The sequence below is a fragment of the Prolixibacteraceae bacterium genome, from assembly GCA_019720755.1.
Lineage (GTDB): Bacteria > Bacteroidota > Bacteroidia > Bacteroidales > Prolixibacteraceae > Halosquirtibacter > Halosquirtibacter laminarini.
Window position 1 is genome coordinate 4,426,989 of record CP081303.1, and the last position, 15,851, is coordinate 4,442,839.

Annotated in this window: 13 protein-coding genes; 1 reads left to right on the forward strand and 12 read right to left on the reverse strand. The window is 36.3% G+C overall.

Annotated elements, in window-relative coordinates:
* Positions 1-11: 11 nt before the first annotated feature.
* The 7 genes from K4L44_17575 to K4L44_17605 form a co-directional block, all read right to left on the reverse strand.
* Positions 12-965 carry a calcium/sodium antiporter gene (locus K4L44_17575; protein ID QZE14296.1) on the reverse strand — a complete coding sequence of 318 codons (954 nt, stop codon included), beginning with the start codon at positions 963-965 and terminating at the stop codon, positions 12-14.
* Between the two features lie 35 nt (positions 966-1,000).
* Positions 1,001-1,282 (reverse strand): twin-arginine translocase TatA/TatE family subunit, encoded by a 282-nt coding sequence (locus tag K4L44_17580; GenBank protein QZE14297.1) that lies wholly within the window; start codon positions 1,280-1,282, stop codon positions 1,001-1,003.
* Between the two features lie 105 nt (positions 1,283-1,387).
* Positions 1,388-4,327 (reverse strand): protein translocase subunit SecDF, encoded by a 2,940-nt coding sequence (gene secDF / locus K4L44_17585; protein ID QZE14298.1) that lies wholly within the window; start codon positions 4,325-4,327, stop codon positions 1,388-1,390.
* 125 nt (positions 4,328-4,452) lie between these two features.
* Positions 4,453-4,890: a retroviral-like aspartic protease family protein gene (locus K4L44_17590; GenBank protein ID QZE14299.1), complete on the reverse strand. Its 438-nt coding sequence runs from the start codon at positions 4,888-4,890 to the stop codon at positions 4,453-4,455.
* A gap of 75 nt (positions 4,891-4,965) precedes the next feature.
* Positions 4,966-5,898 carry a malate dehydrogenase gene (gene mdh / locus K4L44_17595; GenBank protein ID QZE14300.1) on the reverse strand — a complete coding sequence of 311 codons (933 nt, stop codon included), beginning with the start codon at positions 5,896-5,898 and terminating at the stop codon, positions 4,966-4,968.
* Between the two features lie 264 nt (positions 5,899-6,162).
* Positions 6,163-6,825, reverse strand: coding sequence for an inorganic pyrophosphatase (locus K4L44_17600; protein QZE14301.1), 663 nt, complete (start codon positions 6,823-6,825; stop codon positions 6,163-6,165).
* 257 nt (positions 6,826-7,082) lie between these two features.
* Positions 7,083-8,102, reverse strand: a complete 1,020-nt coding sequence (locus K4L44_17605) for an rRNA pseudouridine synthase (protein QZE14302.1) — start codon at positions 8,100-8,102, stop codon at positions 7,083-7,085.
* 261 nt (positions 8,103-8,363) lie between these two features.
* Here K4L44_17605 and glmM point away from each other — a divergent pair, with 261 nt between their 5' ends.
* The gene (gene glmM / locus K4L44_17610; protein QZE14303.1) at positions 8,364-9,746 is read left to right on the forward strand and encodes a phosphoglucosamine mutase; all 1,383 of its coding nucleotides are present in this window, start codon (positions 8,364-8,366) and stop codon (positions 9,744-9,746) included.
* A gap of 71 nt (positions 9,747-9,817) precedes the next feature.
* Here glmM and K4L44_17615 read toward each other — a convergent pair whose 3' ends face one another.
* The 5 genes from K4L44_17615 to K4L44_17635 all read right to left on the reverse strand — a co-directional run bounded on the left by K4L44_17615 (position 9,818) and on the right by K4L44_17635 (position 15,723).
* Positions 9,818-10,075, reverse strand: coding sequence for a DNA-binding protein (locus tag K4L44_17615; protein ID QZE14304.1), 258 nt, complete (start codon positions 10,073-10,075; stop codon positions 9,818-9,820).
* Between the two features lie 631 nt (positions 10,076-10,706).
* Entirely contained in the window at positions 10,707-12,089 is a 1,383-nt protein-coding gene (gene nhaD / locus K4L44_17620; GenBank protein ID QZE14305.1) for a sodium:proton antiporter NhaD, read from the reverse strand.
* Between the two features lie 291 nt (positions 12,090-12,380).
* Complete coding sequence (gene pyrF, locus K4L44_17625) at positions 12,381-13,208, reverse strand: orotidine-5'-phosphate decarboxylase (GenBank protein ID QZE14306.1); 828 nt, start codon at positions 13,206-13,208, stop codon at positions 12,381-12,383.
* A 186-nt stretch (positions 13,209-13,394) separates the two neighbouring features.
* On the reverse strand, positions 13,395-14,465 hold the full coding sequence (gene prfA, locus K4L44_17630; GenBank protein QZE16032.1) for a peptide chain release factor 1: 1,071 nt from the start codon (positions 14,463-14,465) through the stop codon (positions 13,395-13,397).
* 85 nt (positions 14,466-14,550) lie between these two features.
* On the reverse strand, positions 14,551-15,723 hold the full coding sequence (locus K4L44_17635; protein ID QZE14307.1) for a phosphoribosylformylglycinamidine cyclo-ligase: 1,173 nt from the start codon (positions 15,721-15,723) through the stop codon (positions 14,551-14,553).
* Positions 15,724-15,851 lie beyond the last annotated feature (128 nt).

The following is a 15,851-nucleotide window of genomic DNA, read 5'->3' on the forward strand; positions in this document are numbered from 1 at the left end:
TGATTTATGGTTTAAAGTATGGAAAATATGTAATAACAGTATGCCAGAACTAATATTGTTCCTTCTGTTCTTGTAAGAACTCCTCCTTTAAGATTTGTAATGCCAACTAAATATTCTTTATTCTTGAAATACTTTCTATTTCTACTAATAGGATATAAGAAAATTATAAGAATCATTGTCAAGACAAACATGTAACTAAAGTCGTAGTGAAACTTGTTTACTGCCACATTTACTGGATGGATTGTTGCCGTAATGCCTAATACTCCAAGAATATTAAAGATATTAGATCCAATAATATTGCCGATACTAATATCTGTTTCCCCTCTTAATGCAGCCATTACTGACGCTGTAAGTTCTGGAAGACTCGTTCCTATAGCGATAATTGTTACAGAAATAATACGTTCTGATATTCCAAGTCCTTTTGCGATCTCACTTGCTCCTCCAATCAGATTGTTAGATCCTAAAGTAAGTCCAATACACGACAATATGATAATAGCAATTGACTTCCAAGTGGGATACTTTGCTTCAATGATTTCAGACGCCTCTTTGCTCTTCATCGACGATTTAATGGATACCACAATATACAGGATAAGTGTTGTAGTAAGCACTATCCCATCTAATCTTGATATCTCGCTATCTCTCCCCAATAAGATAAATAGAATTGTAGCAATGAATAATGTTGGCCATCCAACTTTTAATGTCTCCGATTTTACAGGTATTGCCATGATGATTGCTGTAAAACCTAGGACAAGTGCTATATTGGAAATATTTGATCCTACCACATTTCCTATTGCCATCTGAGTATGTCCCATTATTGCAGACTTTAGACTGACAATAAGTTCTGGTGCAGAGGTTCCCATGGCTACGACAGTAGAGCCTACGATGAGTGTTGAGATCTTAAATTTCCTGGCGAGTTCAACACCTCCTTTAACAAGATAATCCCCACTTATGATTAGGATTATCATGCCAAAAATAAGTTGTATATATGGGTTGCTTCCTATCATTTTAGGTTATCCTTTAAATCCTTTTCAGTTTTCCGAATTTCATCTTCAATTGCTCTCCCACCTTCATTTAAGGTCTTTCGAACATCATTCACTTGATCTTTCACTCCATCAGTATGTTCGTCAAACTCCTTCTTTATATCACTTGTTGCTTTTTTAAACTCTTTCATCGCTTTTCCTGCAGTCTTTGCTATTGATGGTATACTATCTGCTCCAAAAAAAAGTAGTGCAATAAGAAATACGATTGCCAATTCACTTCCACCGATAAATAATAACTCCATATGCTTGTGTTTCTCTTCGTTCTTTATAACAAAGAAACAAAAAATCCCGATTGTTTTCACAATCGGGATTATTTATCTTTTTTTTAATGAGAACCTAGTAGGTCCTTATTTTTTAGAGCTCATCGCTTTTTTTCTTGTATCATATGCAATTGGTGTTGCAATAAAGATTGAAGAGTAAGTACCTACAATCACACCAATAAGAAGTGCAAGTGTAAATCCTTTGATCGATGTTCCACCAAACAAAAAGATTGCAAGAAGAACTACAAAGGTAGATAATGAAGTACTAAAAGTACGACGTAAAGTACTACTCAATGCAGAATCAATTACCTCTTCACGATTACGCTTTGGGTGTAGACCAATATACTCACGTAGACGGTCAAATACTACCACAGTATCGTTAATAGAGTAACCTACCACCGTCAGGATTGCAGCAATGAATGATTGATCAATATCCAGTGAAAATGGAAGTATGCCATCAAACAAAGAGAAGAATCCTAGTACAATCAATGAGTCATGGGCAAGTGCGGCTACTGCACCAACACCATATTGCCATTCACTAAATCTTAGTAAGATATATAGGAAAATAATAACTAAGGAGAAGAAGATAGAGATTAATGCATCTTTCTTAATATCATCAGAAATTGTTGGTCCCACTTTTTGTGAACTTACACGATCCATTTTCAGGAAGTGATCTTTACTAGGTGTATTCTTAAAGAATGATTTACATCCATCATAAAGAACTGATTCAATTTGATCGTCTACATTTATACCATCTTCATTAATTCTGAAGTCAGTTGTAATACGAACTTGATTGTCCTCACCAAAAGTTTTTACCTCTGGTGTTCCTTCAAATCCTTTTGTCAAAGATTTTGCTACATCTTCTACTTTAACTGGTTGGTCGAAACGAACAACATAAGTACGTCCTCCTTGGAAGTCGATACTGTAGTTTAAACCTTTTGTTGCAAGGGACACAATAGAAATAAGCAAAAGAATTGTTGAAATTATATAAGCAACTTTTCTCTTACCAATAAATTTGATCTTAGTTTTTGTTAACCAGTTCTCTGTCATCGATGTTACGAACTTAAGATCTTTACCTTTCTCGAGACGACGTTCGATAACCAAGCGAGTAATATAGATACCACACCATAATGAAGTAACAATACCAATAATCAATGTTGTTGCAAATCCTTTGATTGGACCTGAACCGAAGTAGAATAGTACAATACCTGTTAGTAATGTTGTAACCTGTCCATCGATAATTGCTGATAATGCATTGTTATAACCATCAGTTACAGCAAGTCTAAGGCCTTTCCCACTTCTCAACTCTTCTTGTATGCGCTCATAAATAAGTACATTCGCATCCACAGACATACCAATTGTTAAGACGATACCTGCAATACCAGGAAGTGTTAATACCGCTTTGAAACATGCTAGAATACCAATTACAAAGAATAGGTTGGCAATTAATGCAATATCTGCCACTAAACCAGCTCCTGTACTGTAAAAGAAAAGCATATAAACAAGGATCAATACAAATGCAATTGCAAATGAGTAAAATCCTGCCTGGATAGATTCTTTTCCTAATGTTGGACCTACCATCTCCTCCTGAACAATATGTGCTGGAGCAGGAAGTTTACCAGACTTAAGCATGTTCGCTAAATCTTTTGCCTCTTCAATAGAGAAGTTTCCTGTAATTTGAGAACGACCTCCTGTAATTGCATTTTGTACGTTTGGTGCACTCTGTACATAACCGTCAAGAACAATTGCAATGGATTTGTTGATATTCTCTCTTGTAAGCCTAGCCCAAGCTTTAGATCCTTCTGCATTCATTGTCATTGACACCTCACTGCTTGCTTGATTTTGTCCAAAGTCTTGTCGTGCATCTATGATAACATCTCCAGTAAGTGGTGCTTGTCCATCACGATTTGTAGCTTTCAAGGCATACATTTGGTATACGCTACCACCTTTTTGAGTTGGTTGTGCTCCCCATGAAAGCTTCATTGTAGAAGGAATCATGCTTTTGATCTCAGGCATAGCCAATATCTTATTGATCTTTGCTGTATCTTTAACATGAGCCATTCCAACTACTGGTCCAGGATATGCTTGTCCTGTTTGAGATATCATTGGATTTAAAATACGGAATAATGGAGCACGTTTCATCATGTCCATCTCTGTCTGAGTAGAATCGTTTTGTAGTTCATCTACCAAACCAGCCTCTTTATCGTCTTTTTTCTCCTCTGCTTTTGCTTCTTTGTTTGGAGCCTGAGCTTCGTTATATTCGTAAAGACGTTGGTTCAATTGACCAAGAACTGGTGCTACTTCAGGATTTGAATAAGTTTCCCAAAACTCCAATTTAGCAGTTCCCTGTAACAGTTTACGAACACGCTCAGGATCTTTAATACCTGGAAGTTCTACAAGGATACGACCTTTTGTTTGAAGCTGCTGAATGTTCGGTTGAGCAACACCAAAACGGTCGATACGAGAACGAAGGATATTGAATGAGTTAGAGATAGCTGCATCTGTTTCTTCGTCTATAACCTTAAGTACAGAAGCATTTGTGTCGTTGAACTTAACTTTATCACGTAGCTCCATTGTACTGAAGATCGGTGCAAGTTTTTTTCCTGGTGCTACCTCTTCAAAAGCTCTCCCAAAAAGAGTCACGAAATCGTCTTGACTATCTTTTTGATCTTCGATTGCTTTGTTCATGGCAGCAACAAAATCTTTGTTTTTGCTATTATTTGAAAGCGATTTTACGATTTCAGGAACCGATACTTCAAGAGTTACGTTCATTCCACCTTTCAAGTCAAGACCAAGGTTAATCTCTTGTTCTTTCACTTCTTTGTAGGTAAATTTCTTCACTCCGAGGTTTAGTACTGGCTGTCCTGAGATAGAGTCTAGGTAGAATCTTTCTTTGGTAACATCCCCTTTCGCATACTCTTTCGCGTCATTCTCGACCTGCTTTGCTTTACGCGTAAAGTTAAGCTGGTACAGACAAATAAAGGCCACAAGAATTGTCAAAAGCCTTATTGCTCCTTTGTTCTGCATTGGATCTGGATTTAATTTTGTATTATCTAATTGTTTTCTTCTAAATTCACGTTGAACGCAAATATATCTAAATTTTTTGTATTACCATCTTTTATATATTACGTTTCCTATCGAATCTCAATGTTTTACCTAATGTTTTTTAACCTGATCTTCAGTTTTGCTAGATCTATTACGGCTTTGTTGTCTACCAATAAGTCACAACCAATGATTCCACAAATCTTGATGTCTGCCTGTGTTTGGTATATCTCATTTACATGATTTAATGGAATTACAACGCAATCTATATTTTCAAATAAATGTCCTTCAATATCTATGATCTGGGCATTCCCCTTTTTAGTCTCTACTTGATTTTCTAAAACTCCAACAGCGGCTTGTGTGGTAGATTCAAATACAATCTCAAAATGATCACTACAATTAGTGTCAATCACAGAGGTGCTAGCTCCTGTGTCGATGATCCACCAATAACCAGGAGCAAGGCGATTTTTACACACAATATGAACTCCATCTTCATCAATATTGACTACTTCAATAGGGAACTCTCTTCTTGAATATTTCCAATTCATAAACTAAAGGTATAAAAAAAGAGGATGACTTATGCCATCCTCTCTTTCTTATATGTTAATTAAAATAGAAATGAATTATCCATTGATACGATCTAATACAGACATTACTTCACGTACGTGTCCTTCAGAATCTTTCAAAAGCTTCATCTCATCTTCATTCAGTTGAAGTTCGATCACTTTCTCCACTCCATTTTTACCTAGGATAACAGGAACTCCTAAATAGCAATTATCGATTCCATATTCTCCTTCAAGTTTCATGCAAACTGGGAAAACACGTCTTTGATCTTTAACAATCGCTTCTACCATTTGAGCTGCAGCTGATCCCGGTGCATACCATGCTGATGTTCCCATCAACTTAACAAGTTCTCCACCACCAGTTTTTGTTCTGTTTACAATCGCTTCAAGTTTGTCTTCTTCGATTAACTCAGTAACTGGAATACCACCAACGGTTGTATAGCGTGGAAGTGGTACCATAGAGTCACCATGTCCACCCATCAAAACAGCCTGGATATCTTTTGGCGAAACATTAAGTGCTTCTGCTAAGAATGCACGATAACGAGCAGTGTCAAGAATACCAGCCATTCCAATCACTTTTGTACGTGGAAGTTTAGACGTGATATGTGCTTGATAGGTCATTACATCAAGAGGATTCGACACAATGATGATAATTGCCTCTGGTGATTGAGCAATAATACTCTCTGTTACTTGCTTCACAATACCAGCATTCGTCTGAATTAAATCATCACGACTCATACCTGGTTTACGTGGCAAACCAGAAGTAATAACCACTACATCTGAATCTTTTGTTTTAGTGTAGTCATTTGTTGAACCTACTGTTCTTGTATCATATGAGTTGATTGGTGCTTTTTGCCAAATGTCAAGTGCTTTACCTTCAGCTACACCCTCTTTGATATCTACAATTACTACTTCGTTTACTACTTCGCGATAAGCTAGTACGTCTGCGCATGTTGCTCCAACATTTCCCGCTCCAACAACTGTTACCTTCATCTATTCAGTTTTTTGGTGTTTAATTTATCTTGAAAAACTATACAAAATCTTCCTAAATCTATATCTGTCAAATATAAATTAGTTAATCGATTAAAAAAAGCAATCCTTTGCTTTTTGTATTCTAAAAAACAACTTGTTCTGCCTCCTTGTTAAAATAGCAATGTAGGGTGGATTTAAATACGATTTTTATCACAATTTTCTTTGTTTTTAATCTCCCCGTTTGTTGTAAAGATTCGTACGTTATTCTCTATTTTATCTCAAATGTTATAATAACTTTCCTAAATTGTCAAATTTATTGGAATAGTCTTCTATTGTGGTCTTTATTACCTCAATAGCATCCTCTCGACCATAAATTTCTGCTATTTCTGAATTCCTCTCTTCCCCAGGAATATCTTTATATGTTAAGAAATAGTGCTTTAGTCTAGAGATTATATTAGCTGGGACTTCACTGATGTCAGTCATCTGTCCATAAACAAAATCCTCACTTAATACTGCGATGACTTTGTCGTCCGCTTCATTCCCATCTATCATTCTAAAACCACCAATCGGTCTTGCTGTAACTAGGATATCTCCGTGAGAAATCTCCTTTTCTGTTAGAACAATAATATCCAAAGGGTCCCCATCTCCTTTGATACCTTCACGTCCAGTTTTTTTACAACATAGCTCTCCTAAGGACTCTCCACAATATGTTTGTGGTACAAACCCATAGAGTGCTGGTACATGATTTGAGTACTTTTGTGGTCTATCAATCTTTAGATACCCCGACTCTTTATCCACTTCGTATTTTACAGTATCGGTACTTACCACTTCGATGTAACTTGTTACAACGTTTGGAGCATCTTTCCCGATAAAGACCCCGTGCCAAGGATGCGATTTGTAACGCAAGCCCATTAAGCGACCAATAGGATCCGCAAATCTATCTGCCATATTATCGTATTTTTAATTCATCACTTCTTACAAAGGTAGGAATTAATATTTTTCAGCCCTTTCTTAATTGCTATTAAATACGTGGTATTCCGTTGATTTATAGTAATCTTTTTCGTTTTTATGGTTTATGAATGGTATACAATCGATTGCTTAAAATTAGATATTACTTTGTTGCGATTTAACATCTATGGAATGAACTAAGAAGGGCTATCATTTAAAACAATGATAGCCCTTCTTTATTATTATTATAACTCCTATTAGAAATTACCCATTTTTAGGAATGCGATCTCCTCAGTAGTAAGATTTCTCCATTTTCCTCTAGGAAGGTTTAGCTTTGTCAAACCACAGAAATAAACACGATCTAGTTTCGTTACTTTATAACCCAAAGATGAGAAAATACGGCGAACAATACGGTTTTTTCCTGAGTGGATCTCAATACCGACTTGACGTGTGTCATTTTGATCAACATAGCTTACTGCATCTGCTTTCACAAAGCCATCCTCAAGATTTAAACCTTCTAATATTTGTCTAATATGATTTTTGGTAACCTTTTTATCACAAAAAACATGATAGATCTTTTTACGGTTGTATTTTGGATGGGTAAGTCTTGTTGTTAAATCTCCATCATTAGTAAAAAGAAGCAATCCTGTTGTCTCTTTATCTAAACGCCCCACAGGATATAATCTCTCTTTACAAGCACTAGAAACTAGCTCCATTACAGTCTTCTCCGCATGAGGATCTTCCACTGTCGTAACAAAACCTTTTGGTTTATTCAATAAGACATATTTTTTTTGCTCAGCAGTGATCTTCTCTCCAGAAAAGTTAACTTCATCACCCGGTTTCACTCGTAGGCCCATCTCTGTGACAACTTTCCCATTTACTGTCACTACTCCAGATGCTATATATGTGTCTGCATCTCTACGAGAACATATACCTGCGTTTGCAATAAAACGATTTAGACGTATCGTATCATCGGTACGTGTACTTATATTTGAGTTTTTACGGATACGTTTTTGAGATCCTTTTGAGATTTCAGCATAGTTAGGTTTTTGTTTAAAAACCTTCCCATCGTTAGAAAGATATTTATCTGACTCTTTCTCTTCTTGTTTGAAATGGCGTGGAGTTCTTTGAGACTTTCTTGCATTTCTATCATCCCTTCCTCGACCTGTTGCGTTCGAAGAATCATTTGATTTTGTTTTTCCAACTCTTTTACCAGATCCAGTACCTCTCTTTTCGACGGTCCTTTTTGAATCTCGGTCCTGTCTTCTATCTCTCATAATTTTATATTTTTTCAGAGACGATTTATTGTTAAGTGTCTCTAAACCAGTTTTCTAATAATGCTTCTTGATAAATCGAGCACAAAGATGGATATTTTTTTTGATATGTAGTACCTTTAATGGTTCCATAATGTAAAAAAAGTATCCTTTTTTTTCTTATTATTCAAGATAAGTACTTTATGATACATAATTCTCTTAATTCGTTGTTATTAGGACATAAAATAATCAAATTTGTAGCTTAATTAAAAATTTTAAACCAAGATGACTCTTATTAAATCAATCTCGGGTATCCGTGGAACTATCGGTGGTAGAGCGGGAGAAGGACTAAGTCCATTAGATGTTGTGAAGTTCACTGCTTCTTATAGTACATTTATGCAATCACAAGCTGGCAAAAAAAAAATGCGTATTGTGGTTGGTCGTGATGCACGTATTTCTGGCGAAATGGTTAATTCGTTAGTTGTAGGTACACTAATGGGAATGGGAGTGGACGTTGTGAATATCGGTCTTGCAACTACTCCTACTACTGAACTTGCTGTAACTGCTGAAAATGCAGATGGTGGTATTATTCTTACAGCAAGTCATAATCCCAAGCAATGGAATGCCTTGAAACTTCTTAATGCGGATGGTGAGTTTTTAAATGATAAGGCTGGAAAAGAGATCCTTTCGATTGCAGATAGCGAATCTTTTACTTTTGCTGAGGTCGATGATTTGGGTATCGTGACAGAAAAAGATTATACTGACTATCACGTAGATCATGTATTAAATCTTGATCTTGTTGATGTAGAGGTAATTAAGGCAGCGAACTTTAAGGTGGCTATTGATTCAGTCAATTCTGTCGGAGGTATTGCTATTCCTAAACTATTAAAAGCATTAGGCGTAGAAAAAACTGTAGAGATCAACTGTGAAGCAACAGGACACTTTGCACACGTTCCTGAGCCTCTTCCAGAAAACTTGGTTGAGACTTCAGAAATTATCAATAAAGAGGGTGTAGATGTTGGTTTTGTTGTCGATCCTGATGTGGATAGATTGGCTATCATCAATGAAGATGGATCCATGTTTAATGAAGAGTATACATTGGCTGCTGTCGCCGATTATGTTCTTTCTAAAACCCCTGGAAACACGGTTTCAAATCTATCTTCTTCTCGTGTACTACGTGATGTGACAGAAAAATATGGATGTAGCTATGCTGCTTCTGCTGTTGGTGAGGTAAATGTTGTGGCACAAATGAAAGCGACCAATGCAATTATTGGTGGTGAAGGTAATGGAGGGGTGATATATCCTACTAGCCATTCTGGTCGTGATGCATTGGTTGGTATCGGACTATTCTTAACTCACTTAGCAAATAAGAAGATGAAGTGTTCTGAATTGAGAGCAACTTACCCATCTTACTTTATCTCTAAGAATAAAATTCAGTTAACACCAGAGATCGATGTAGATCAGATTTTAGCTGAAATGGAGAAGAAGTATTCTAATGAGCAAGTAAACAATATTGATGGTGTTAAGATTGATTTTGCTGATCGTTGGGTTCATCTAAGAAAATCAAATACAGAGCCAATTATTCGTATCTATTCGGAAGCACCATCGATGGATCAAGCTGATGCTTTGGCTAATGCTATTATAGAGGATATCAAAGGTCTTATTTAATTGTATTATATAAAGAGGTAATTGGATTTCACAATTTGGGTATCCTTACCTCTTTATTTTTTGAGGCTATTCTACATCGATTCGCCTAAGATTGTTTTCGCTCTATTTAATATTGTTGTGTCATCCAATACAACTACACCACCACCTGGACCTCTTTCAAGATGAATACCAACACTGGCACCCTCTTTCCAATTAGATCCACCAAAATAGTTTCTTACCGTTGCTGCTTCAATGCCTAACTCTGTTGCAATACGTGACATGGTTCCATCAGGAAGACTGTCCTTTAATTTCCTTAGCTCATTAAAAGTCATTTTTTCTGCCATATTCATAGAGTTTTATTCGTTTAACAATGTGATTAGGATATTCACTCTCCTTTAAAGTTAATAAACGTAGGTCACATTTTTTTGTCTGATTGACATGTTTTAGAGCAATAAATAATTATTTATTATGTTTTGCTGTGTAAATGTTACCAAAAGAAAGTTATTGTTTAAGATACGTAATTCTCGTTTCCTAGTCACCTATTTGAGATGTCTCTCAAGTTTTCCATCTTTGTATGATACTGTTAAAAATGATATAGTCATAAAAATTTTACGCTTTGGTTATGATGAAACGAAATTTATTGATACTTCAAAAAATAGGAGGGGCTATATTGATTATAGGTTCCATTTTGGTCGTTATTTATGTTATTAATGTACTTAGCTATGATCGTTATAATTCGACAATAATGGCTTTTCGATATATTGGAACTGCCCTACAGGTTGTGGGTTTGATCCTTGTGTTTGCGAGCAAAAGGGAGAAAAAGAAGCATTGATCCTTGTGAAACAATTTGGAGATAGCATTTAATTCGTATGATATATTAATTGTCTCGCAAGTTGATACTGTTTGATGAGGAAAGGGCATCAAAAAAGCGGTAGCTGAATCTTTCAGTCTACCGCTTTTTTAAAAAATTAAATCAATAAATTAGATTGCTCCGTTGCAAACCATGAATGTAAAAGCACCAGCCAAATAGCCAATTACTGCTATCCATGAAATTTTCTTTAAATACCAACCAAAACTAATTTTTTCCATTCCCATTGCTGCAACACCTGCTGCGGAACCCACAATAAGGATAGATCCTCCTGTTCCAGCACAATATGCTAAGAACGACCAGAATTGGCCATCTTGCACGAAGTTTGTTAGATATCCAACAGAGTCAGGACTTGCTATCTCATACATTCCCATTGCACTTGCTACAAGAGGGACATTATCTACGATGGAAGACAAGAATCCAATAGCGATGTTAATACCATAGATATCTCCGATATGTTTATCCATCGCTTCTGCCATAAGGTCTAATTGACCAGCTGAGGATAGTGCAGAAACGCCCAAAAGAACTCCAAGGAAAAACAGAATGGTTGGAGTGTCAATTTTGTGTAATGTCTTGATAACACTTAGATTACGTTGGTCATCATGTGACTTTTTACGAATCATAAGTTCTGAAACAAACCATAATACACCTAAACCTAGTAGCATTCCTATAAAAGGAGGAAGGTGAGTAATGGTTTTAAAAACTGGAACAAATAGAAGGCATAATACTCCTAGAAGTAAAATGATATTTCGCTCTGTAACAGTTGTATATTTCCTGGTTTCTGAGACCTCAAGTTGTGGTTCTTCTCTTTTTCCTTTAAGAATGAAAGAGGAGATGATCAATGGAACTAACATACTTATCATGCTAGGAATAAATAGTGACGAAATGATATGGGAAGAGGTTACCTGTCCGCCAATCCAGAGCATGATCGTTGTAACATCCCCTATAGGTGAGAATGCCCCACCAGCATTGGCACTTAAAACGATCATGGAAGCAAAAAACCATCGGTTCTCTTTCTTGTCTAATATTTTCTTGGTTAAAGTTACCATTACAATGGTGGTTGTAAGGTTATCTAATACCGCTGACATAAAGAAGGTAAGGATTGAAATGATCCAAAGTAGCTTAACTATATTTCGAGTCTTAATTTTGTCCGTAATAACTCGAAACCCTTGAAATGAGTCGACAATCTCTACTATTCCCATAGCTCCTAAAAGGAAAAATAGAATAGAAGATATTTCATATAGACGTTCTACTAATTCATGATGTACGATGAAATCAACAATACTACTATTGGCTCCATTCGTATGGGTAAAGTGATGCCAACTACTACTATATCCTAGACCGAGAATATCTGTCCCAAAAATGGCATAAATTGCCCACAAAAGTCCACCCATGATAAGGGCAGCTGCCGCTTTGTTCACTTTAGTATTGTGTTCGAGCACAATACCTAAGTATCCAAGAACAAAGATGACAATCATAATTTGAAATGCGATCATATCTTAATTTGTTTTAGATCTTTTCTTGTATCATAACATGTGTAATGAATGATAGGTTGAGTGTTTTGAGTAATTATGTCTCAGTAAATTTTAAAAAAGTACGCTAATTTAACAATAATGCACAGAGAAGCCCTCTGTTATTATAAATAAAAATGTATTAACCCTTTTTTATCGCGTTTCTTTTATTGTAGATGGGATTCGGTATGTATTGTGGTTCTAAGCTACAATGTAATAATTGGGGGATGGGGGAGTATAGCCCTGTTAAATCTAGTATTAACAGGGCTTAGTGTATTATGCAATACCTTTCTCTTCTAGAAGAGACGACATTTCAGTTTGTACCTTTAGTGCTTCCCCACGAGCGAAGAGTGCAAAATCTTCATCCGACCCAGCATAGATAATTCCTCTTGAAGAATTTACTAAAAGACCGCATGTGTCGTTTAATCCATATTTTGCAACTTCTGATAAACTTCCTCCTTGAGCTCCAACCCCCGGAACTAGAAGAAAACTATTAGGGATTATTTTACGAATATCAGTGAGGCTTTCTGCTTTGGTTGCGCCTACTACATACATCATATTTTCTGGAGTTCCCCACTCTTTTGATGTTTCAAGAACTTTCTCAAATAAGCGTGTTCCATTCTCTTCCATAAATTGAAAATCGAATGCCCCTTTATTGGATGTCAGAGCAAGAAGAATGACCCACTTATTTTCATAAGATAGAAATGGTGTTACAGAATCCGCTCCCATATATGGTGCCACCGTAACAGAGTCAAAGTCCATGTTCTCAAAGAATGCTTTGGCATACATCTTTGAAGTATTTCCAATATCTCCTCTTTTTGCATCTGCAATAAGAAAAATTTCAGGATAATTTGATCGAATGTATTTTACTGTTCTCTCTAGACTCTTTAATCCTTCAATTCCTTCACTTTCGTAGAATGCAAGGTTCGGCTTATATGCAACACAAAGATCATGAGTTGCATCAACAATCGCTTTGTTAAACTCATAAATAGGATCTTCTGCATCTAGAAGATGAGCTGGTATTTTGTTCTTGTCAGTATCCAGTCCCACACATAAAAATGATTTCTTAATCTTGATCTGTTCAAAAAGTTCTTGTGAATTCATATTCCTTCCTTGTTTTTTTATTTATAGAACCAATAATTTCTCTTAAAGTTTAGTGCATAAAAAAGTCGGCAATTGATTCAATTGTCGACTTTTTAAAAAATATAATCCCTAGACACTGTTTCGTTATTAAAAACAGTGCTAAGTGATCAAGTATAAATTTCAATGTATTAAATAGATACATTATAATTATAATTCGCTCTCTTTTAATCGTTCTGAGTTCTCTTCTACTCGTAGCTTCTCGATGACCTCCTCAATGTCTCCATTGATGATATTTTGAAGACTATACAGAGTTAAGTTGATACGATGATCTGTCACACGACCTTGTGGCCAATTGTATGTGCGAATTTTTGCAGATCTATCTCCTGAAGATACCATCGTCTTTCTTTTAGATGAGATATCATCAAGATATTTCTGATGCTCCATATTATAGATACGCGTACGTAATTCAGCCATCGCTTTTGCCAAGTTCTTTAATTGTGACTTTTGATCTTGACATGTAACCACAATACCTGTTGGTGTGTGAGTTAGTCGAATTGCTGAGTACGTAGTATTCACACTCTGTCCTCCAGGTCCCGAAGAACAGTAAGTATCTTTACGAATATCACTTTCTCTAAGATCGATATCGAACTCTTCTGCTTCTGGTAGCACTGCTACAGTTGCTGCTGAAGTGTGAACACGCCCTTGAGTTTCTGTCTGAGGAACACGTTGAACACGATGTACTCCAGCTTCAAATTTCATGGTTCCGTAAACATTCTCACCTGAGATCTTCATTACGATCTCTTTAAAGCCACCTAATGTGCCTTCGTTAGAGTTTGTTACTTCAACGCGCCATCCTTTCTTTTCTGCATACTTTGAGTACATTTTGAAAAGGTCTCCAGCAAAAAGGGCTGCTTCGTCACCACCTGTACCTCCACGAATTTCAATGATTGCATTTTTTGCATCCTCAGGATCTGCAGGAACTAAAAGCATCTTGATCTCTTGCTCTTTAGGTGCTACCAATGCTTCGTTTTCCGAGATCTCCTCTTTGGCCATCTCTTTCATCTCTTCATCAGTCTCCTCTGCAATCAGCTCTTTTGCCTCTTGAATATTATTAATAATTCTTTGATAATCTTCAAAAGCCTTTACCAAATCATCAAGTCTTCGGTATTCCTGATTAAGCTTTACATATCTTTTCATGTCAGCAATTATTGAAGGGTCGGTAATCTGTTTTCCTACCTCTTCAAATCGCATCTTTATCGCTTCGAACTTTTCAAGCAAACTATTATTCGCCATTTTTTATATTTTGATCTCTTGTTCCTATATCTTAAGACAGTTTGTCTTCATTTTATGCATTCACATAAAATTAAGAATATGCAAAAGTACCAAATTCAGATTTAATTGTAACTTTTTTTCCTTCAAAAGATGTTACATGACCAACAATCTTTGCATCCACATCGAATGATTTTGAAATATTTATGATCTCTTCTGCTACCTCAGGCGATACATAAAGCTCGAATCGATGGCCCATATTGAATACTTGGTACATCTCTTGCCAAGGAGTTTTGCTCTCTTCTTGTATTATTTTAAAAAGAGGTGGTACATCAAACATTTTATCTTTGATTACATGAACCCCATCGACAAAATGTAGAACTTTTGTTTGTGCTCCTCCAGAACAGTGAATCATTCCATGAACACTATCTCTATATTTTTCTAAAATTTCTTTTACTATTGGTGCGTATGTTCTTGTAGGAGATAAGACTAATTTTCCAACATCCACTCCAACTTCTTCAAGCTTTTCAGTAAGACTTCTTGTCCCAGAGTATACCAAATCCGAAGGCACTTGAGGGTCAAAACTTTCAGGATACTTTTCTGCAAGATATTTAGAGAAAACATCGTGACGTGCAGACGTTAATCCGTTAGATCCCATTCCACCATTATACTCTTTCTCATAAGTTGCTACACCAGACGAAGACAAACCGACAATTACATCTCCTGCCTGAATTTGATCAGCACTGACAACTTCCTCTCTTTTTAAACGAGCTGTAACCGTCGAATCTACAATAATAGTTCTAACCAGATCTCCAACATCTGCTGTCTCTCCCCCCGTTGGATAGATATTAACCCCTTGTTTGCTAAGCTCTTTGCATAACGACTCAGTTCCCTCGATGATCTCTTTAATCACCTCTCCTGGAATCAAGTTTTTGTTTCTACCGATAGTGGATGATAGAAGTATATTATCCACTGCGCCAACACATAAAAGATCGTCGATATTCATGATCAGTGCATCTTGCGCAATCCCTTTCCATACAGAAAGATCCCCTGTCTCCTTCCAATACATATATGCTAAGGATGATTTCGTTCCTGCGCCATCCGCATGCATGATATTGCAATATTCTGGGTCTGACCCTAAAATGTCGGGAATTATTTTACAAAATGCTTTTGGGTATAGACCTTTGTCTACATCTTTAATTGCATTGTGTACATCTTCTTTGGAAGCAGAGACGCCTCGTTGGTTATACCTAGATTGGGTTGTCATGGTAAAGTTTAAATAAAAATGGTGATATCTAATTTTCGGTCTTGTACTACACAAATCTTTTGTAGTGCAGCCCAAAAGTAATATCTTTTTTTATATCCAAATATGAGAATTAGGTCTTTTCAATAAGA